This window comes from Myroides odoratimimus, from assembly GCF_004337635.1.
GTDB lineage: Bacteria > Bacteroidota > Bacteroidia > Flavobacteriales > Flavobacteriaceae > Flavobacterium > Flavobacterium odoratimimum.
Window position 1 is genome coordinate 3,508,684 of sequence record NZ_CP037427.1, and the last position, 23,171, is coordinate 3,531,854.

14 protein-coding genes are annotated in these 23,171 nt (G+C 33.2%); 5 read left to right on the top strand and 9 right to left on the bottom strand.

The window, feature by feature from the left end:
- Positions 1–297: 297 nt before the first annotated feature.
- The 9 genes from rclC to E0Z07_RS15970 form a co-directional block, all read right to left on the bottom strand.
- The gene (rclC, locus tag E0Z07_RS15930) at positions 298–900 is read right to left on the bottom strand and encodes a reactive chlorine resistance membrane protein RclC (protein ID WP_131540973.1); all 603 of its coding nucleotides are present in this window, start codon (positions 898–900) and stop codon (positions 298–300) included.
- Between the two features lie 65 nt (positions 901–965).
- Positions 966–1,802, bottom strand: coding sequence for a helix-turn-helix domain-containing protein (locus tag E0Z07_RS15935; protein ID WP_006261486.1), 837 nt, complete (start codon positions 1,800–1,802; stop codon positions 966–968).
- 274 nt (positions 1,803–2,076) lie between these two features.
- Positions 2,077–3,654, bottom strand: coding sequence for a calcineurin-like phosphoesterase C-terminal domain-containing protein (locus E0Z07_RS15940; RefSeq protein ID WP_131540974.1), 1,578 nt, complete (start codon positions 3,652–3,654; stop codon positions 2,077–2,079).
- 258 nt (positions 3,655–3,912) lie between these two features.
- Positions 3,913–5,265, bottom strand: a complete 1,353-nt coding sequence (locus E0Z07_RS15945) for an alkaline phosphatase family protein (protein WP_006258186.1) — start codon at positions 5,263–5,265, stop codon at positions 3,913–3,915.
- Position 5,266: 1 nt separating this feature from the next.
- Positions 5,267–7,252 (bottom strand): endonuclease/exonuclease/phosphatase family protein, encoded by a 1,986-nt coding sequence (locus E0Z07_RS15950; protein ID WP_131540975.1) that lies wholly within the window; start codon positions 7,250–7,252, stop codon positions 5,267–5,269.
- A 16-nt stretch (positions 7,253–7,268) separates the two neighbouring features.
- Positions 7,269–9,005 (bottom strand): RagB/SusD family nutrient uptake outer membrane protein, encoded by a 1,737-nt coding sequence (locus E0Z07_RS15955; RefSeq protein WP_131540976.1) that lies wholly within the window; start codon positions 9,003–9,005, stop codon positions 7,269–7,271.
- Between the two features lie 12 nt (positions 9,006–9,017).
- On the bottom strand, positions 9,018–12,503 hold the full coding sequence (locus E0Z07_RS15960; protein WP_006258189.1) for a TonB-dependent receptor: 3,486 nt from the start codon (positions 12,501–12,503) through the stop codon (positions 9,018–9,020).
- A gap of 152 nt (positions 12,504–12,655) precedes the next feature.
- The gene (locus tag E0Z07_RS15965; protein WP_006258190.1) at positions 12,656–13,585 is read right to left on the bottom strand and encodes a FecR family protein; all 930 of its coding nucleotides are present in this window, start codon (positions 13,583–13,585) and stop codon (positions 12,656–12,658) included.
- 95 nt (positions 13,586–13,680) lie between these two features.
- Positions 13,681–14,220 (bottom strand): RNA polymerase sigma factor, encoded by a 540-nt coding sequence (locus tag E0Z07_RS15970; protein ID WP_006258191.1) that lies wholly within the window; start codon positions 14,218–14,220, stop codon positions 13,681–13,683.
- Between the two features lie 744 nt (positions 14,221–14,964).
- Between E0Z07_RS15970 and E0Z07_RS15980 the strand changes: the two genes are divergently transcribed.
- The 5 genes from E0Z07_RS15980 to E0Z07_RS16000 all read left to right on the top strand — a co-directional run bounded on the left by E0Z07_RS15980 (position 14,965) and on the right by E0Z07_RS16000 (position 22,651).
- On the top strand, positions 14,965–15,510 hold the full coding sequence (locus tag E0Z07_RS15980; protein ID WP_131540977.1) for an RNA polymerase sigma factor: 546 nt from the start codon (positions 14,965–14,967) through the stop codon (positions 15,508–15,510).
- Positions 15,511–15,599: 89 nt separating this feature from the next.
- Complete coding sequence (locus tag E0Z07_RS15985; protein ID WP_131540978.1) at positions 15,600–16,490, top strand: FecR family protein; 891 nt, start codon at positions 15,600–15,602, stop codon at positions 16,488–16,490.
- Positions 16,491–16,525: 35 nt separating this feature from the next.
- Entirely contained in the window at positions 16,526–19,837 is a 3,312-nt protein-coding gene (locus E0Z07_RS15990; RefSeq protein WP_131540979.1) for a SusC/RagA family TonB-linked outer membrane protein, read from the top strand.
- A gap of 11 nt (positions 19,838–19,848) precedes the next feature.
- Positions 19,849–21,534, top strand: coding sequence for a RagB/SusD family nutrient uptake outer membrane protein (locus E0Z07_RS15995; RefSeq protein ID WP_006258195.1), 1,686 nt, complete (start codon positions 19,849–19,851; stop codon positions 21,532–21,534).
- A 1-nt stretch (position 21,535) separates the two neighbouring features.
- The gene (locus tag E0Z07_RS16000; protein WP_006263998.1) at positions 21,536–22,651 is read left to right on the top strand and encodes a metallophosphoesterase; all 1,116 of its coding nucleotides are present in this window, start codon (positions 21,536–21,538) and stop codon (positions 22,649–22,651) included.
- Positions 22,652–23,171: the final 520 nt, after the last annotated feature.

Genomic DNA, 23,171 nt, shown 5'->3' on the forward strand with positions numbered 1-23,171 from the left:
TTTTAACCATTTATAAAAATATTACTTTTTATAAATAAAAAATAATAAATATGCAAAACAACAACCATAAAGCATATTTAAATTGCAATAATTATAAATAATAAAAACATTAAATAGCAATAATATAAAATATTTTAACTCATATTAATTAATTCTTTTTAACTAGTACACACATTTCGGTTATTAAAAATAATAGTATACTTTCAAAAATTATTATCTCCTCTAAGAATAAAAGCTTAATACTAGATAAGTACTAAGCTTTTATTCTCACTTTATTTTATATTCTAATTCTATTAATCACTTATAAAGCAAATTACGTGCTGAATCACCAGCGATCACTAATCCTCCTGCCATCATGATAATGTCCTTTAAGACTAGCCTTCCAGCACCTGATAAATAAGGAAATCCATAGTTAGGTGTAGAAAAATCACCTCCTAAATTAGGCACATATACTTCTGGAGTAGTAATTAGAAATGATAGTGTGACCAAAGACATTCCTAATGTTAATACCCCTCCTAAAAAACCGAGTCTAGGATACCATATCCCTAATAATACGAGTATCCCTATACTTACAATCACTGTACCTAGAATATACGAAAACACATAAGTACCATTCTGTTTATGCCAATCAATGTTCTTCTGCACTACTTTGCCCTCGGGATTTTTATGTTGAGTATATTCATATACTTCTTTGCCAGATTCATCTAATACTGTTTTTGTTGAATTCTGATAAAAAAAGCTCATAAAAGGACTATTCGTTACAAAAGGTAAAATACCATCCGCTTCATATTGAAAAGCTTTTAGCCCTCCTATCCAAACCATGACAATACAGATAGATAAACGAAGAAAATGAATCGATTTCTCTTGTAAACTACTAAATAATACTAAAATTTGTTTCATTGGTTTTATTTTATTTTTCAACAAAACTAGAAGGTTTAGCAGAGAGATAACATGGACTATTCCTTCTATTCCATAGACTTTTTTGCCACTACTGATATTCCTACTTGTTCTCTGAATATCTTAGGAGATACACCTACTTCTTTCTTAAAATAACGACTAAAATAAAACTCATCCTCAAATCCTAATATCTTAGCTATCTCTTTTACACTCTTATAAGTCAGATGAAGTTGTTTTTTTGCTTCCAAAATAAGGCGTTCCTGGATTAATTTAGAAGGTGTTTTTCCATAATGCTTTCTAACCTTTTTACTAAACACATCAACAGATAAATGATACTGTTCTGCATAAAATGCTACTGCTCTAGACTCCATAAAATGCTCTTCTAGCATCTCTTGAAAGCTAACTATATCTTCTAAGAACAGTCCTGAAGTCTTTTGTTTCTTATTGATCAACTGTTTCTCCTTACTACTCAGGGCTAATACCAATTGTAAATACGTCTTGAGAATCGGAATATCATAAGCAGACTGTTGGTGTTCTAATTGCTCTATTTTATCAAAAAGCTGAGTCAATTCTAGAAATAAAGATGACTGAATAGGAACATAAGGAGCGTCAAATAATGCGTTAAACAAGACCCCATTACATGCTACCTCCTCTTTGTGATATTCTATACAATAGAAGTCTCCATGAAACTGTATAGTCTTCATTGACTTAATTTCTACTTTTTCCCATGTCAACAACTGATAAGGAGATAAAAATAAGATATACTGTCCAGAGCAAGAGTATCTATTAAAATCTAAAGAAAAAGTAGCTTCACCATCTATAAGAATAGCAAAATAATAAGGCTTATTTATAGGAGATAACGCTCCTTCTAACTGCTGCGTGTTTACTTTTATAGAATAATGCATAATACTAAGCTTTCGTTAGTTCTAAATTAGTCATATTCATTTTTCATTTTATATGTCTAGTAAAGATAATAGGAAGAAAACGCTCTGAAAACATTTTATGATTCTTCTAAGAATAGATATAGCAGAAGACCTTCTTATAACTCCCCTACACAAACAGAAAAAGCCCAGTATCTAACGATACTGAGCCCTTTCAACACACTTAATTTAAATCCTGATTCAATTATAAGCGAGCTCGCTATAATGATAAAGAATCTAAACCTTATAAAAAACTATACTATTTACTTTTCTCGATTTTGTATGTCTTTTGTGCGATATGCTCTCTACCAAACATATCTGTCACCTTCACTTCTACTTTATGCTCTCCTACCCCAATATTAAAAGGTAACTTAGCACTCCATAAATGAGATGATTTAATCGGGTGAGAAGGTTTCTTTCCAGTTAATAATTTTTCTGTCAAATCATACTTTTGAACTGCCGCATAGAAGCTTGGGTCAAAACTCTCTTCTTTCTTCATCTCTTTCCACTCTCCTCCATCTATTCTATATTGTACTAGATCTTTCTCTGTTCCCATAAAGACATTTGTATATACCTGATAGTTATTCGATTTCTTATCCGCAATAACCTTAGGCATAAACAATTCCATTTTATAATCATCTGATTCCCCAGACACTTTATAGTCTAACTCATACTGATTTCCCTTAACTACTAAAGTAGCATATCCTCTAGGAGTCCCATCTCTCATAGTAGAAGCAGGCACACCTAACTCGTTAAACTCTCCTGAGTACCAGTCGCCTGACGTTGTCCCTACATTATACTCATGTAGTGGCTTTATACCTGACCATCCCTGTTCTTTCGTATAGAACTGATGCATCTGATAGTGAGTATGTGCAGATAATAGTAAGATATTCTCATGCTCTTTTAAAATATCTAACAACTGTTGTCTAGACTCTTGATCAAAGTGTTTTTCGTTTCCAACAAATAATGGAATATGAAAAGAAATTACCACTAACTTATCTTTAGGAACGAACTTCAGATTGTTCTTCACAAAGTCTAATTGATCTTGTCTAAAACCACCTAGGTACCCTTTCTTTTTAATTGGGTGAGGATATAGAATATCATCTAATACGATAAAGTGAGCATCCCCATAATTAAATGCATAATTAGCTGGTCCGAAGTTCTTCTCAAAGGTCTCATCAGAATAGATATCTTCAGTTGCCTCATAGTTCATATCGTGATTTCCCATCACATTATACCATGGTAGCCCCACTTCTTTCATCACCTCTTTATAAGGCGTATGCAAGTCTAATTTATCTCCTACTAAATCACCTAGACTGATACCAAAAGAGATTCCTTCTGTCTTATTCTTTACCTCATCTACTACTGCTTTTTTAAAGTAATCTAGTTCCTCCAGACTATATGGCTGAGGGTCTCCAAAGATAAAAGCCTTAAAATCTGCTGACTCCTCTTGTGCAATCAATCCAAAGTTTACTTCTTTTGGCAATTTCCCTGTAGGAGCTACACCTTCATACTTGGTTCCTATTGGCGATCCTTTAGGTTTATGCGTTACATAAGAGGCAGGTAGATTATATTGGTCTAACACAGTAGCGTATTGACTTGGTTTAATCACAAAGATTTGATTATCCCCTGTTAAAGGCATTTCATACAGTCCTTTATCATCAGTCTGTACGACCTCCACTCCATTAGATACCGCTACCCCAGCTAATACCTTTTCACTTCTGTCTTTTTTTCCGTTCTTATTAGCATCCTCGAATACATAGCCACGAACACTAGTCTGCCCAATGGCTAATGCTGCCGTAAATAAGAAGGCAACAGTAAAGAATCTTTTTTTCATTATATATGGTTTATGTTGTTACAAATAGAGCGTATTAAAGTATTTCGTTACGAAAAAGAATATTTAATGATTTGATAATATCCCCTTACTGTTCAGAATGTCACTTTTTTTCAATGCCCAAAATTAGTGATGTCTTCCTACACTAATCTTATGCTATTGTTAAGCTTATGTAACTTAATTAATTTAAAAATTACAATCTTCCGAATTTGACTACTATTATTTTAAAGAGTAGCCTTCTTTATAACATTAATTCTATCTTTAGATACTTAGTAGTTGTTGTTTTAACTCTTTTGAAAGAAATTTAAAATCCAGTTCCAATAATTCACTAATAAAGGGGCAAATATCTATCAAAGCCATTTGTTCGATCACCACTCCTTGTTTTATTCCTTTTCCAAAAGCAACAAATCCAGTTTGCATACTTTTATCGCTATTCAAAAATCCGTGTGCTCCACCTTCTTTATTTAACTTACTCAATACTTCTCCTTTAAGGCCTCCACCAAATGTTGTGTGATCTAAACCTGTTAAGGCTAACTCTGCCTCTGGATCTGCACCAAGCTTTTGTAGCTCTTCTTTTGATATCATGCGATAGCGGTTTCTAATTTCTTGTGGTTGTTTTTCTAATAAAGCTTTAACTTTTTCGATTGTTTTTACTTTATCCTTTCCTTGCACTCTCAAGAAAGCTGAACCTCCTTGGGTATGAAACATTGCTTTCCAGTCCATTGTTTTTGCGTCGTTTAACAGTCCTGCATCCTTTAACCAAATATTAGGTTGTAAACGGTGTGTGATTTTCTCAAACCCATGATCTCCTGTAATAATTATTACATAGTTATCTTTCAGTTTTGAACGATCTAATGCCTCAATAATTGTTTTGATTGCACGATCAGCTCCAGCAACACTGGCACGTACCAAAGGACTATCCAAACCATCTTGGTGCTCATAGTGATCTGTACATGGAAAGTGAAGGGTTAATAGATTCGGTTGATACTGCTGAATCATATAACTTCCCATACGTGCAATATTCTCATCCATAATCAGCTCTTCTTCTGTCATTGCCCAATCTTTAGCTCTTAATGTTCCTGTTGCTTCATTTTGTATCTCGCGCCACAAACTATAAGGTGTAGTATATAAAGCTGTAATACTTCTTCTATCGTATCCGTTAGTAAGATCCCATATATCAGGAACATTATAATCGATAGGCGCATTGACTGTTACAGGCCAAATTACATTAGCAGAAGTCAGCTTTTTTTGCTTCACCACATCATATAGTGTTGGTATTTTAATTGCACTATAATCCCAATACCACTTTTGAGAGCCTGTAGCAGGGTCAAAAATATTGTTATATACTATTCCATGTTGAGCAGGAAATTCTCCTGTAATAATGGTTGTGTGATCTGGATAAGTAACAGAAGGGAAGATAGGAGTAACTGCCTTAGCAGCTACTCCATTTTTCATTAACTCTCGTACTGTATGCATTCCCCATTGCTCTTCTAAATAGAAATCTGGTCTAAAACCATCGATTGTAATTAATACAATATGAGGTGTTTTTTCTTGAGCTATAGTGGTTGTACTTAAACCGCAAAAAAGCCCTATCGCAATTAGTATTTTTTTCATATTAATCTATCGTAAAAGTTGCCATAACAGGCCAATGATCTGAAGGCCATATTAGGCCAAAACTTGTTCGTATTACTTTTCCTTCTATTAATTTGAAAGGAGAAGAATAAAAGATATAATCTAAAGTAGTTGAACCTGTTGGCCCCCATTTGTGAAATGTTTTTAATGATTCGTCTACAGCATTCAACAATTTTGGTTGCGTTGTTGTTTTTAAAACATTAATTTCTGTAGTATGAGGTTGTCCATTAAAATCTCCTATACAAATTACAGGGCGATTCTGGTAATTTTGCTCGATAATATTAACGACATCTTTAGCCATTTTTGTTCTATCTTCTGAAGAAACAGTTGTCCAATGACTATTCGTTACAAAATATTCTTTTTGCTTTTGCTTGTCAAATAACACCACCCATGCACCACTTCTATTCTCAGTATATTTCATTTGATAAGTAGCACTCCCTCTCAAATCAAAACGATCTTTTTTATAGAAGATCACTTTAGGTGATCCGTATGAATTAGCTTCGTCCATATAATACCCATAACCTTTGGCTGCCATCTGTTGTTGCATCCATGTTTCAAACCAATTATCAGAAAACTCTTGCAACCCAACAATGTCTGGCATTTCGTCTATAATCACTTGTAAGATATACTCCTTTCTACTCTCTAATGAATAGGGATCTGTAGCATCGTGATGACGAATATTAAAAGACATGACACTTACATTTCCTTTTGAAGGCTCAGGTACTTCTGGTGTTGTATTTCCTTCTGCAAATACTGTTACTCCATTGGCTCTCTCGATGTCTGTTAAAGAAGATTCTCCTGCACAATAACTTAGCTGTACAATAGTAGAATTTCTCAGTACCTTCCATTCCTTTCTATCTGTAGAACCACCTAACTTGATAAAATCTCCTACATCCGAACCTGGTTGACTAAACAAATGTACATTGGAACCTTGTCCAAAAAACGGTTGTGCTTTACCTTCTTTATCTTTTGTTGCATAACGGTCATTTTGTTCTGGCACACGATATCCCCAATTGTTAACCGAATCATATACTCCTTCTAATGATGTACCATAAAAAACAGCGTCTAAAGGAATTGATTCTCCTGTAACTGTTGTTCCTTTGAACACTGCAACACCATCTGCTACATTCTGACCATCTTTCCCTAAATTCCCTAAGATTCCTCCATTAGGATCTCCAAAACCGTCTCCTGCTTCTAATTTATAGTCTTTTGTAGCAATCCAATTAGACGTACTGATATCTGTACTTTTTCCACAACTGCCATAACCTGAAAGTACCTTTGACTTTCCTCCTACATAAAAGAAGGTTCCCTTTTTTGCCTTTCCTGATACTAAATCAAACTTATAGGTTACATTTCCTCCTTGTGCCCATCCTCTATCTCCAACAATACCATTGTTTGCCATAACTACACTATAAGGTGTACGCTCAAAATCAATATCCTCTAAAGCCATTAACTGTACATACTCGTACCCTCCAATATGATTTACAACTACTTTACCTGCATCATAAGTAGAGGATGTGCCATTAGCTGCTGCATCTGTTCCTCGCGGATCGGCCTGTATTCCAGTAATTACAATAGGAGAATTTTGAAGAACAACATCCTTTGGAGCAATATCTAACTTGATCTTGACTTCTTTATCTTCATTCTTTATTTCTACCACTACTTCGTTAACTTGATTTTCGTAACTACTCTTTAACTTATAGCTTCCAGCAACCAAATCACTAAACACAGCTGCTCCTGTTGTTGAAGATTCCTGTTTTTTTATCTCTTTCTGCTTTTCGTCATATAAAGTTACTTCTGCCTTAGCTAAAGGAGACTCTATCTTATTTACCACCAAGGCTGTTAGAGTAAACAACTTTGTAGGATCCTTCTTTGGATTTTTATTTGTATAATCATCTTCATAATTACAAGAGATACAACAAAGTAATAAAACCACTACTTGAATTATTCTTATTATTTGACTTTTCATTTCTATTACAATTAAATTACCAACCTTGATTCTGACTTAATTTACTATTTAATACAATTGCGCTATATGGAATTGGGAATACATACTGATGGTTTTCATAGATACGTTTTAGATTGTCCATAATTATAAGTGTCCCAGAATCACCATTAGACAACTTATACTGGTTGTTATCAATAATATAGTAGTACACTCCTTTTTGTGGATTTGCAGGTACTTTTGTTACAAAAGAAACATCTGACTTACCATCCCCATTCATATCTAATGGTGTATTCATGGCTGGTACATACATTCCCTCATAGCTTTTGGTTAAAAGCCCTCCTAACTTCCAACGTCTTAAATCATCATATCTAAAGCCTTCTAACACCAGCTCTATTCCTCTTTCTCTTCGAATTTCTAATAAATTTGCATCTGATATGTTTGGAAAAAACTCTTGTTTTAAATAAGCATCTGCGACTGTTGGTATACTACTATTGGTAATACCTGCTCTTTCTCTTAGCAACTTGATTGTTTTGTCCCAATCAGCACCTGTAAATTCTTCTAATTCGGCTTTTGCTTCAGCATAATTCAACAGAACCTCAGCGTACCTAATTAAAGGCAGTGTATTATTATTTTCTGCTACTCCATCTGTAGCAGAAGAATCTAAGGTTAATTTTTTGGGCTGATAACCTGTATAAGTATAGGTGAAATCAGGAGCAGCAGCTTGTCCATCTCTTTTGTAATCTCCCATTCGAATGGTTTGTTCTAAACGTTGATCTCTGCCTTTTACTTCTTCCCAAAAAGGTATAGTTGCATGCCCAGCTTTATCTGTAAAGCGAGTGCCATCTATATTTAAATAGGTATTGATAAACGATTTAGTCAAATTAGAGCGATTCCCATACGTTGCACTTGTATAATACCAATTTGCATCGTTAAAGATTCTATAAGCTGCACTTGCATTAGCCGCTAATATCACTTCTGAAGCTTCTACTGCTTCTTTATTAAACAAGTTTCGATAGCTTTGATTCCCTTGCGCTGTATTTAAGCGATAAGAAGACGTTTTCATTAATTCATCTGCGGCATTAGCAGCTTGTTTTAACCACTCTGACGAACTACCTACCAACCCTAAATCTGTATGATATTTTCGATAGGTTCCTTCAAAAAGACATACTCGAGATTTAAAAGCTAATGCAACATGTTTGGTAATTCTTGAAGCACTATTATCTTTTCCTCCTTCAATAGCACTAATTGCAAAATCTAAATCTTCTAAAACCTTTTGCATCACCAATTCTCTTGTATCTCTTGGTTTATACAAATCGGGATCATCTACTGTTAGTGTTTTGTCATACCAAGGCACATCGCCAAAACGCTTTACTTTATCAAAGTAAAACCACGCTCTGAAAAAGCGAGCCAATCCTTCGTAATGTGCTTTCCGTTTATCTATGATCTTAGCTCCTTTTGATTTTTCTAAAAAATAATTGATATTTCTCAAATCACTCCAACTCCAACCCCCACTATCATAGGCTGTATAAGTACCTGTTAAATAGTTATTGATTGTTCGACCAATAACATAATCAGACATATTATCTCCACGAACGACATCATTTCCGTTAGGTAATATTTTATAAAAAGAATTGCTATATAATTCTAAATCTTTTTCTGTTGTAAAAGCTACATCTGGTGAAAGTTTATCAAAGGGTAATTGATCCAAGTCGTTTGAACAAGAAGTTGTGATAAACAAACCTGCTAAAGCAGTTATTAATATTATTTTTTTCATTGTTTGCTTGTTTTAAAAAGTAATATCGATTCCTAAAGAGAATGTTTTTAACATCGGATAACGCATTCCATTACCAGCGTTTGGTGACAATTCTGGATCTGCTCCATCAATTACTTCAGGGTCCATTGTTTTTAAGACTCTAAACATGGGTGAATAGGTCCATAAGTTTTGTCCTGAAAAGAAAATTCTTAGACTCTCTATTTTATTCTTTTCTAACATCTGTTTGGGAAAGTTATATCCTATTGTTAAGTTCTTTAAGCGGATATAAGCTGCATTTTGGATATACTTGCTTTGTTGTACTTGTAGCTCTCCTCTATTGTTAAGAGCAACATACCCTCTCATCCTTGGAAAATAAGCATCTGGATTCTCTTCAGACCACATCATATCATTCATTTTTGTTGGATGCCAACTGTATGGTCTATTGTATGCACCCCAAAATAAAGAGTTGTCTGCTCCAGGCCAAAAATCGCGTTTACCTACACCTTGAAAAAAAGCAGATACGAAGAAATTATTCCACTCTAAATCAGTATTAAAACCGAAGTTAAAACGAGGTGCTGAATTTCCAATAATTTTTCTATCTCCAGGGTTATCTACTGTATTATCGCCTATATTAATTACTCCATCTCCATTTAAATCTGCAAATTTGATATCTCCAGGCATTAATATATTTGCTGCAGAAACACGGATATAGCTTTGATCTGCATGATTATTAATATCATTCTGATCAATAAAATAACCCGCATTTTCAAATCCCCATATTTCTCCTATCTTCATTCCTTTGTAATATGTATCTAATGAATTTGTTGGATTATTAAATTTTGTAATCTTAGACTGATTGTCTGAAAGAATAAATCGGAACTTATAAGTCAAAGGTTTATTAAAGTTGATTTTATCTCTCCAAGCAATCGACAACTCCCATCCTTTTGTTTCTAAATCAGCATAGTTTCCTTTAGGTTCTGTTGCTCCAAATACTTGTGGCAGAGGCGTACCTTGTGTATACATATCTGTTGTAACTCGTTTGTACCAATCAAAAGAGGTTGTTAATCGTCGGTTAAACCATTCTGTATCAAAACCAATATTGAATGTAGTAGCCTTCTCCCATGTTAATCCATTAGGAATTACATTTGGTTTATTGGTATACAATGGATTTTTTCCGTTTAATAAAACATTTAATTGATTAACAGACATCGTTTCTAAATACTGATAAGGAGAGATATTTCCATTTCCTAATGAACCATAAGAAGCTCTGAATTTCAACTCAGGTAAAATATCTGCTAAACGACTGTTTTGCCAAAAGTTCTCTTGTGATAAACGATACCCTACAGAAGTTGATGGAAAGAACCCCCACTGTTGATTCTGTGGGAATTTTGAAGAACCATCATATCTCCCGTTTACTTCTATAAAATACTTTTCTCTGAAATTATAGTTCAATCGAAAGAAAGCCCCTAAAGTCGCCCATTGATATCCTCCTCCTTTTAAAACAATATTCTCTCCAGTTGCTAAACCAAAATCAGGTAATAAAGAATTCGTTAACTCATTGCGTTCTAAAGTGCGCTTGTCTAAACGCAATTTTTCGTAATTATATCCTACTAATCCTTTCAAATAGTGACTACCGAATTGCTTTTTATATTCTGCATAAAGATTCATCCCCTTATAAGTCGTTTTCTCTTGCAACTCTTCTAACTTATTCTCTCCTCTTTCAAGTAACTCTCCTGGTTTGGTACTATATGGCACTGGAGTATATTGTTTCGTTTCTACTTCATTTAAATTTCTAAAAGTAAAATCTCCATATAACTTCAAATCATCTTTAATTACGTCAGCAACAAAACTTGTTGTATTTCTCAATTGTTGTCTGTTTGTATCTGAATAATTTCCTCCTGAAACAAAACTACCAAATACAATTGCCGCATTGTGTGTTAAGGTTCCATCAGGATTAAACATCATCGCTACAGGGAAGGCCTCGTCTGATATTCTACGCCAAACTGGTGTATCTGAAGGGTGATTTAAGATTGGAAAGAAATAATCCATTTCAGCATATTCAAAGTTATTTTCTAACTTCAACCAACTTGTTGCTTGTAAAGACCCTTTTCCTCTTAAATTATACATATTAAATTTATCGGGGTTATATCTAAAAATACCGTCTTGAGAATTTATTCTACCTGATAAGTAATAGCTTGCTTTTTCCCCTCCACCACTAGCACTTAAATTATACTCTTGTGCTGTAATCATATCTGCATACAACTCTTTCATCCAGTCTGTATTTCCATAGTACACATATTTTCCAGTTACAGGATCAATATCTACTTTACTCAAACTTGGGTTTTCGTCATGTTCCTTTAGTTGTTGCAAATATTCCATAGAAAAAGGAAATACGCTATTTGCTTTAGACGGATGCATTTTGTAATCATTCCAAGAATAATAAGCGTCGTCAAATTGTTTCGCCCATTGGTATCCATTAGTCACTAAATCAGGTTTAACTGTATGATCTAAAACCGAAAAAGAGGTAGAAAAGTTAATCTTTGACTTTTCATTTTCAGATGCTTTAGTGGTAATTAGAACTACTCCAAAACTTCCTCTTGCTCCATAAATAGCTGCAGAAGCAGCATCTTTAAGAACAGATACACTTTCTATATCATTGGGATTTAATAAAGAAGGATCACCAGGTACTCCATCTATTAATACCAAAGCATTCCCTCCTCCTCCAATTGAAGTTGTACCACGCACATTAAATGTTGCACTTCTGGTAGGTTTTCCATCTCCTATGATAAGGTTTAGGTTTCCTATTTCTCCTTGTAATGCTTTAGCTACATTAGAAACAGGGCGATCTTTAAACACCTCTGCTCCTACTTGATCTACAGCTCCTGTAACATTTACTCGTTTTTGCTTTCCATATCCCACCACTACTACTTCATCTAAATTAGTTTGGTCTTCTACTAAAGCTACTTTTAAATTAGTAGCTGCTATTACTTCAACTGTTTTATATCCAATAAAAGAAATTTGTACTCTATCTTTTCCCACTACAGCATCCAAAGCAAAATTTCCGTCCAAATCTGTACTTACACCTTTGTCCGTTCCCTTTAATATAACTGTAGCTCCTGGGACCCCCAATCCTTGTTCGTCCATTACAATTCCTTTTATCTTTTGTGTTTTTACTTCTCCTAATTTTACAGAGATAGTTGAACCTGTAATTTGATAAGTAATTCCATATTGTTTAGACATATAATCTAAAATACCTTTTATGTCTTTAGCGTCAATATGCATATCCACTTTTTTGGTCAAAGCGGTTACTTTATCACTATAAATTAAAGTGTAATTTGATTGTTTTTTAATGGCGTTAAAAACATCTGTAATAGAAGCTTGATTCAACTGAATTGAAATCGGTGTCGCTGCTTTTTGTTGTGCATAAGTGTTTTCTGCACTTAATAAGTGTAAAAAAAGCAAAGCAGTAGCTAATGGAGTATATAATTTCTTACCTCCTTTGAATAATTTGAGATACATAATTGTTATCTTTGTTTTTTAGTTAATTGTTCTGCTGGATAATTAATTATCACTTCTAAACCTGTTCATCGCTGCCACTTTGTACAGGTTTTTTCTTTGTAGTTAATTGTAGTTGTGTTATTTCATTTCATAATATTGTGGTTAGACATAAACTATTTGAGGTGTACTATAATCTTCCCATCACTTTGCTTCTTATATTGAAGACCGTATATAAATTGCAAACTTTGAAGGATGTCTTCAATTTTATCGCTTGTAAAATCGCCACTAATTGTTGAAGTTGGTAAATTAGTTGATGCTAACTGCAAATGCGTATTGAAACGCCTATTCAATACTGTAATTACTTCTTGGATCCCCATTTGGTTAAATTTGACTTCTCCTTTATACCATTGATTAAACTGCTGTTCTTGTATAGTCGCTTTCTGTAATGAACTTACTGCATCTGTCCAAGTCACTTGTTCATCTTTTGCCAAAATAACCTGTTGCTTAGTTTGTTTGTCTTCTACTTTTACTTTTCCTTCATAAACACTTACTTGTACTGTTTCATTAGGACTATCGTTTACATTAAACTTTGTTCCTAATACTTGTGTTCTTAATTTAGGGCTAACAACCAAAAACGGAGTATCTCTTGAAGTGTGTTTTACTTCAAAAAAAGCTTCTCCTACTAATTGTACTTCACGAGAATTTCCGTTAAATGTTTTAGGGTAGATTAATTTACTATTTGAATTTAAGTGTACATAGGTAGAGTCACTTAAATAAAACTGAAGCTGTTGTCCTTTAACTGCAAATTGCTCCACATATTCTATTTCTTTTGTTGAAGGGAAAAGAAAATAATAAGATAATGATAAAACAATTGCTACTGCTGCTGCTATCTTATAGTACATTGCAAAAGACGTTTTTGGGACTGGTTTAATTTGAAGGTTTATTCTTCTTTTCATCCTTTCGCCAACAGCTGTACTTACATCTTTTGGAAGCACACCTTCCATTTGCATGCGATCAAAATACTGATTAACTAAAGATTCTTCTTCTTTATTACTATTTCCTTCTGCGTATTTTGACAATATTCTTTTAAACTGTTTTATCATTCTTAGTATGCTTTATACTATGATGTTCTTCTATTTTAAAAAACACCTATGTATCAAACCATACTTAACGATTAGATAATACAGCTAAACTTTACTTAACACATAATACTTAACAATACAGAAAAATGCATATCTGTAATATATCTTGTATTTCCTCGCAACAGTTTTAAAGCCTTGTTCACTTGATTCTCTACTGTACTTTCAGAGATATTTAGACGAGAGGCAATCTCTTTATAAGACAATTGCTCATAAAAACGCATTTTAAAAATAGTTAAGCATTTATCTGGTAGAAGTGAGATTGCAGTTTGATTAATTTCGTTCAATAATTGTTGTTTTACTTCTTCAAACTGTATCTCGTCAAGATCTGGAACTAAAGAAGCTATATTCTCTATTTGTACTTGATTGAAGTTTCTATTACTCAATGCTTTTGCACACTGATTTCGAACAGCTTGAAAAAAATAAGCCCTTGGTAGTTCTACATTAATGGTATTCATGCGGCTCCAATAATCAATAAAAACCTCTTGTACAATATCTTCTGCTATAACTTTATCCCTTGTTACGTTAAGAGCAAAAGCATATAACTCAGACCAATGCTTTTCATATAAAGCATCAAACATTTTCTCTTTACTTATCATTATATGTTGTTACTTTTAGTAGGTTTTCGTGTAGGATCAAATGTAATATTATAGCCTGTCTTCAATTTTATTAAATCGTTAAGATTACCACCTACTATTTATTTCATTTTTACTCGCTAAGTTTAATTAACAAACAATTCCTATTTCTTATTATTATAACATAATTATCACATTTACTTATTAATATTTTTAATTATTTATCCAGACTCTTACTTTCTTGAAATGAAGTCATCTTGACTTTTTAGTTTTATAAAACTTTTTCAGTCCTAAAGCAATGAAGTTCCACGCCATCCAACTAGAAAGTATGGTGTCGAACCTATTGAATAAAGAACGAAGGCTATATAACCAATAATTCGTTCTTTCAAAGGAATTCTAGCACTTTTATTGCCCAAAATGCCCATTTCAGGAGGAAATGTGCAAGAATACAGCAAGTAATCTCCTAGTAGACCAACATATAATAATCTCTATAAGAAGACGTCGCATAAAACGTAACAACTCCTATCTTATAGTTATTTCTTTACACTTCCTTAACCATACACTAACTTATATTCTCACTTAAACTCTCTCTCTTTTATCAGTATATCAATACTATACCTTGTAAAACACACACAATATATCCTTACAAAAACACTACTTTTTAGAAATAATGTCCTTATTACATAAAAAAGCTTAATGCTTTAGTAAAGTTAGAGAAAGAACATTACTCTTATTATAAGATAATTTTGGTCTCAAAATAATATAATAATGACTAATAAAGATAGATTCGTAAACAACTTGTATACGTCTTATTGGGAGTCTCTGTATATCTATGCTAATAACCTAACTCAAAATACTGCACAGACAGAAGATATCATTCAAGAAGTATTTATTGATCTTTGGAAGAGATTTGATACCTTACATATTGAGAATTTTAAAGCCTATCTTTATACAGCTGTTAAATATAAATGTCTAGAATATTTGCGCAATAGAAAATTTACTTCTGTAGAACTAGAGACTGCTTATGAGGCATTATCAGAATTTGAATTACTTACTGTAGAGGAACAAGAACAATTTAAACTTTACCTACTAGAACAAGTCAAATCAAAAGCTGAAGAAATATTACCAGAAAAATGTTTAGAAATTTTTCAGTTGAGATATTACAGTCAGAAGTCTTATTCTGAAATTGCTCAACTCCTAAACTTGTCAGAAAACACAGTTAAAAACCAATTAAACAAGGCATTATCCTTATTAAGAGCTAATCTTTCTTATTCTGTTGAAGCCTTTTTCTTCTTTCTTTTATTCGTTAAGTAATTGTTACCTATATTAAGTAATCATTAAATCCAGTTTTTCGCATAGTACCATTTATAGAATAGCACACTTTATAGATATAAGCACTATTCATGGAAAACAAGATTAGAAATATTATAGATCAATATTTAAAGAAAAACTCATCTGATCAAGAAAATCAATTTTTAACTTCTTGGTTAGAAAGATTACAACAAATAGGTACATCTACCATCGCAGACAAAGAAACTGTTGAAAACAGATTACGCAATAAAATAGTAGCTAGTCAGAAAGCACATACTAGACGCATGCGCTTTAGACGCACTGCTACCTGGACTGCTTGTCTTACAATACCTTTGTTAAGTGGTGTTCTTTTATGGAATCAATATAATTCTTCTACTAATCTATATTATGCAGAAAAGACTACAAGTATCACTTTAGATGACAACACTATTATTATTCTAGAACCTGGTACTACATTAGAAATTAACGATGAATACAATACCTCTAATCGTTCAGTAGAACTAAAAGGTACTGCCTTATTTAAAGTAGCCAAAAACAGAGATCTTCCTTTCTTAGTCAAGTCTGATCACCTTAACACTACAGTTCTAGGAACAACATTTACAGTGAGTGATAAGACTTCTAATAACCATAAAGTTCACGTAATAGAAGGAATAGTATCAGTAGAAAACCCTAAAGATTCTTCGTTAAGAATATTACATGCTAACGATAGTTTGGTATGGCATAATGATAAACTAGCTCATAATACTTTACTCACTCAGACTTCATTCTTTGACTTTAATAATATCCCTTTAGATAAAGCAATCAATCAGTTGGAAAAATACTACCGTATCCCTATCCACATTGATCATCGTGTTAACACCCAAGCCATCTTACATGGACAATATCCAAAACATGAGTTGTATGCTATTCTGAGAAGTATCTGCTTCTTGGAAGACCTTACCTATAAAAAACAAGATAAAGAAATTTCAATTTTCAAAAAATAACTAAACATTTAAAAAACCTATTATGCACTTAAACCATGAAAAACAAATACAAAAAAATTAAGTTTCCTGTAATAGCACTAGCTTGTCTGATGTGGTCAAATATTACTCTAGGACAATCACCTTCTCAAATTAATTTAGCACTACCTAAAAGTGAATTAACAATCAATGAATTAATAAAAACAATAGAGAAACAAACTTCTATTAAGATTTACTATACTGATGAATTACCTCAGAGTACTAAGGTAAACTTTAGTAGTAAAACACTTACTCTTCAACAAATATTAAGTTCATTACAAGCCAAAGTTAATCTATCTTATAAATTAGAGGACAATCTACTTTCTATCAAAAAAGGAAACTCTTCTATTGCTTTAAGTATGCTTAAAGGAAGAGTATTGGACAACAATGGACTTACATTACCTGGAGCAACCATAGAAAACTTAAGTAATATACAGTCTACCATTACTGACTTAGATGGAAACTTTGATATCAAAGCAAATCCAAATGACTTAATAAAAGTCTCTTTTATTGGTTTTCAAGATCAAATGGTAAAGGCTTCTTCTATGATGAATATCAAAATGAGAGAAGAAGCGTCTAATCTAGATGAGATTGTAGTAATTGGTTATGGGACAGCTAAGAAGAAAGATATTACAGGTTCAGTAGGACAAGTTAGTGGAGATGCAATAGAACAGCGAAATACAACACAGCTTTCGCAGGCTCTTCAAGGACAACTATCAGGAGTAATGGTAACGCGTAACTCAAGTAAAACTGGTGCTAAAGCTAATATCAAAGTTCGTGGTGTGACTACTATAGGTAATACAGATCCATTAATCGTTGTAGATGGAGTGGCACAAGATGATATGGATCAAGTAAACACTAATGATATCGAAGAAATATCTGTCTTAAAAGATGCAGCAGCGGCTTCTATTTATGGAGCTAGAGCAGCAGCAGGAGTTATTTTAATTACAACTAAACGCGCTAAAGATAACGAATTTCACTTCTCTTATAAATCTGATTACGCCTTTGAAAAACCTACGATGATGCCTAAGTCTGTTGGTTATAAACGCTACATGGAGATGATCAATGAAATGTCTTGGAATGATGCAGGGACAGCTCCTGGAGGAGAATATGGTATCTATAGCAAACAAGACATAGACAATTGGTATCAGAATAACTTAGAGAACCCTAATAAATCCCCTATTACAGACTGGCAAGATCTATTGCTAAAAGATTCTGCTGCAAAAGAAAGACACTCCTTCTCTCTTTCTGGTGGTGGTGAGCGAATTAAGACGCGTGCAAGTGTAGATTATGAGAATATCAAAGCAATTTATGATATTGAGAATTACAAAAGAATTATGACTCGTGTAAATAACAATATCAAGGTTAATGATTTTATCTCTGGAGATATTGATTTATCATATAATACAACCCAACAAACTTCCCCTGTTAATGACCCTGTATGGGAAGCTATGCGTTATGCTCCTGTATATGCTGCTACTTGGCAAGATGGAAGAATAGCTGAAGGAAAATCAGGTTCTAATGCCTATGCTAGTTTGTATCATGGAGGAACTAAAAGACATCACTCTGATAAAATATACGGAAGAGTAGCCTTGAACTTTACGCCAATTCAAGATTTAAAAGTTTCATTAGTTTTAGCCCCACAACTAGCTTTTGATAGAAGAAAGAACTTTACAAAAAAAATAGAATATTATGATGCTGAGAGCCCTGAACGCTTCTCAGGCTATATAAATGGTCATACAAACAATACTTTAATCGAGAATAGAAACGAAAGCAAAATACTGACAAAACAAGTGCTTGCTACTTACACTAAAGATCTAAAAAAACATAGTATTAATCTATTATTAGGGTATGAAGATAATTATTCTTCTATAGATAATTTAGGCGCTAAAGCAATGAATATGGAATTGCCTAATTTTCCATATTTAGACCTTGCTCCTGTAGAATTTATGACTAACTCTGGTGATAAAACAGAGACAGCTTATCAATCTCTTTTCTCTAGATTAATCTATTCATTTGACAACAAATATCATTTGCAAGCTAATATTCGTAGAGATGGTTCTTCACGCTTTCACAAAGATCACAGATGGGGGATATTCCCTTCTTTTTCTGCAGGATGGACAGTATCAGAAGAAAACTTCATGAAAAACCAAAATGTAATAAGCTACTTAAAACTTAGAGGTTCTTGGGGTACTCTAGGAAATGAACGAATCGGAAACTATCCATATCAATCTTCAATCAATTTTTCTAATACCTTATTCTATAAAGACAACCAGATTATCTCTGCTCTAACTGCTGCTCAAACGCAATATGCTATCCAGAACATCACTTGGGAAACAACAGAATCAATTGATTTTGGTTTGGATATTAATTTCTTAAGAAATCGCCTTAGTATCACAGCTGATTATTATAAAAAGAAGACACGAGATATGCTATTAGAGTTAGAGATTCCTGCTTTTATGGGATTTGAAAACCCTCAACAGAACGCTGGTAATATGCATACTGAAGGTTGGGACTTAGATATTAATTGGCGAGATCAGATTGGTGACCTAAAATACTCTATAGGAGCTAATCTATCAGACTCTAGAACCACTATGGGGGATTTGGGAGGACGTATCGTTATGTCTAATGGAAAAATCATAAGACAAGGAACTTCATTTAACGAATGGTATGGATATATTTCTGATGGTCTATTTCAAAATAAAGAACAAATAGATAATAGCCCTAAACTATCTAATGCTGTAAAACCAGGAGATATTAAATATCTAGATATAAGTGGACCTGATGGTGTTCCTGATGGAAGCATATCACCAGATTATGATCGTGTGCCTTTAGGTTCTTCACTACCTCGTTACATATTTGGTGGACATATTAACCTTGATTACAAAGGAGTGGAATTAGGAATAGCTTTCCAAGGAGTTGGAAAACAAAAAAGTCTATTGACAGAAAACCAAATCAGACCTTTCCAATCTTCATGGACAAGTCCAATGCAAGAGATAGATGGTCAATACTGGAGCCCATACAATACTGTGGAACAAAATCTAAATGCTAAATACCCTAGATTATCGCATGTAAGCGCAGAAAACAACAATTATAAAATGTCTGATTTCTGGTTAATTAATGGAGCTTATTTCCGTATTAAGAATATCACTTTAGCTTATAATTTCCCTAAAGATTTAGTAAACTCAGTGCATTTAGACAAGCTTAAAGTATTTATTTCTCTAAACGACTATTTTACATTCAGTAATTTTCCAAAGGGATATGATCCAGAATCAACATATAATGCATACATCGCTAAATCATTCAACTTCGGGGTATCTGTTAACTTCTAATATTATCTAAAATGAAAAAAATACTTTATATACTTAGCTTACTTATCTTTACATGCAGTTGTGCTGATTTAGATTTAAACCCTCCTTCTAGTGCTTCTTCAGAAAATTGGTATTCTGATAAAAATGAATACGAACTTTCTATTAATGATTTTTACAGAGAATACCTTTGGAATCTTGAAACAGGCTGGGCTGGTGAACGATTAACAGATAACTGGTCTCAAAGACAAGTAATGAATGAATATGCTGCTGGTACCATTAATAGTGAATGGGGTACAAGTGCTGCATTGTGGAAGAATACTTATAAGGGAATTGCTAGAGCAAATACTATATTAGAAAACTTAACGCAAAACAGAGGTAATCTATCAGAAGTAGATAGAAAACAGTTTGAAGCTGAAGCACGTGCCTTTAGAGCTATATTCTACGGTAGATTACTGTTTTTCTTTGGCGATGTTCCTTTTTATACTCAAACGCTTACGATAGAGGAGGCTTTCAAAATGGGAAGAACTGATAAAAAAATTATTTTACAAGAAGTGTACAATGATTTTAACTTTGCAATCAATAACCTACCTATTAAGTACAATGGAACACAGAATTCAAGATTGACAAAAGGTGCAGCATTAGCGTTTAAGGCAAAAACAGCATTAAATCTTCACGATTATGAAATAGCACGTAAGGCTGCTGAAGAGTGTATAAAACTAAATAATTATAAGCTACACAGTAATTATGGAGAATATTTCCTTTCTAAAACTAAGAATTCTTCTGAAACTGTGTTTGCTATTCCACGTTCTGCTCAACATAATTCTATATTCTCAGTTAAGAATTTCTATACTAGAAATGCTGGTGGAAGCTCTGTAGCACAACCTTCTTGGGAATTATTTGCTACTTATCTATGCACGGATGGGAAAACAATAGATCAATCTCCTCTTTTTGATCCTCAAAACCCATTTAAAAACAGAGATCCGAGATTAAAAGAAACTATAGTAGAATTTGGTACTGATCACCTTGGATATATTTATGATCCTAATCCTTACTCTACTAATGTCCTTAACACTACAACAGGTAAGCAAGTAAAAAATAAAGACACAAGATCTGTAGATACCTATGCTTCTTATAATGGATTAACACTAAAAAAAGGAGTTGATACAGACTGGTCTGATGATTCTTATTCTGATGCTGACATTGTTATTATGAGATATGCTGATGTACTACTAATGTATGCAGAGGCAAAAATAGAACTAAACCAATTAGATAGCGAAATGCTTAAAGCGTTTAACCAAGTAAGAGCACGCGCTTATAATGACTCTGGTATTACTGCTCCATTACTTACTATCTCATCACAAACTGAAATGAGAAAATACCTTAGAATAGAAAGAAGAGTAGAATTTGCTTGGGAAAATAGAAGAATTGAAGATATTATGCGTTGGAAACATGCCGAAATCGCCCTAACTAGACCAAATTATGGTATGTTAGACCCTGACAAACTAAAAAAAGAAGTAGTTGATAAAGGACTGTGGTTCTGGTCAGAAACACCAACCATAGATGAAAATGGATTACCTGTATTTGACGGATTACTTAGTAAAGGAAAAATAAAAGTATTAGCCACCAGGGCTTTTGATAAGAATAAGCAATACTTATGGCCTATTCCGTCAAAAGAAATTATTATCAATTCTAACCTTACCCAAAACCCTGGTTATTAAAATGAAGTGTTTGTATAGTTTATATTTCCAAATAGGGGTGCTTTTTTTATTAGCATCCCCTATTTCTCTTGCTCAACAATACGCGACAAAAGTAGAGTTAGACCAGCCAAACTCTTGGTCTATGATTTTAATTCCTGATATTCAAAACTATTCTAAATATAGCCAAAATCAACCTATACTAGACCTTATTAATAGATGGATAGAGGCTAATATAGATCAACTAAATATTAAAATGGTACTGTGCACTGGTGACTTAGTAGAGCAAGATGATGTAATCCTTCCTGGATTAAATGGAAATCTCTCTTCTAAGCAACAATGGGAGTTTATAGATAAATCCTTTACTATCTTAGATCATAAGATTCCTTATATTCTAGCAACAGGAAATCACGATTACACCATAGACTCTAAAGGAACGAGAACTACCCAATATGACAAGTACTTCCCTATAACTAAGAATTACTTAAATCAAAAACATCTTGTACAACATGGACTTAATGAGCATAACTTACCTACGCTAACGAATGCCATGTATGAGTTTAAAGGAATTAACAATAAAGATTACCTGATTGTCAACCTAGAATACGCTCCACGAAACACAACCCTAAACTGGGCAAATGAAATTCTAAAATTTAAACAATATGAAAATCATCAAATCGTCTTGTTAACACACGCCTATCTCAATCGCAATGATACAAGATTAGAAGGAGATAACAAATGGATAATCTTTGAACCTTACTTTAAGGATAAAAAAGAAAGAAAATCAGACAGAATATTACTCCCTGAATCTAATAATGGAGAACAGATTTGGAATAAAATAGTAAAAGAAACAAAGAATATGCAATTAGTCCTATCTGGACATATTTCGGGAGAAGGATATAGAGTAGATAAAAACAACTTTGGACAAGAAGTACACCAGATGCTCTTTGATATGCAATCAGAAGGTGGCGGCCATCAAGGTAACGGAGGAGACGGCTTTATAAGAATATTAGAATTCTATGACGACAATAGAACTATTAAGGTTAAGACCTTCTCTCCTCTATTTGGTATCTCCCCAAAAACAGCTCATTTAGCTCATAAAAGAGATGAAAGAAATCAATACCTAATTCATTTAGATTAATCAAATCCTTTCAACAACAAAAATCGCCAAGACTATTTCTTGGTGATTTTTTATTTATACCTCATCCTCTTAAAAACACCCTCTTAATGCCCAGTCATAAGTACTTCCTGTCATTTCTATATTACAAGTCCCAATACTATACTGTTCAGATCATCTAATATTAAATTCTGAATACTAGCCAAAGTTACTTTCACTCTTAAAACTCTCTTCCTAAAACCCTCCCAAAACCTTAAAATTGCGATGATTTAAAGTGAACTTATAATTTACATAAACACTGACTTCTTTGTAATTCTTGGTTTTAATTATTTGTATTTAATTAGTTTGCTCTGAAGTAATTACCTTAAACCATAGCACCCTAATATAGCAAGTACTTATTCCTCTGATTCTTTTTCTATACACATAACTTACATACACATCTAAATCTTCTAAAGGTTAAAATAAATTCATCTTTGATAGTCCAATAAATACTATTAAAAATCAAACCTTTTAATTACATCCAACGAGCGTGCAAAATATCTAA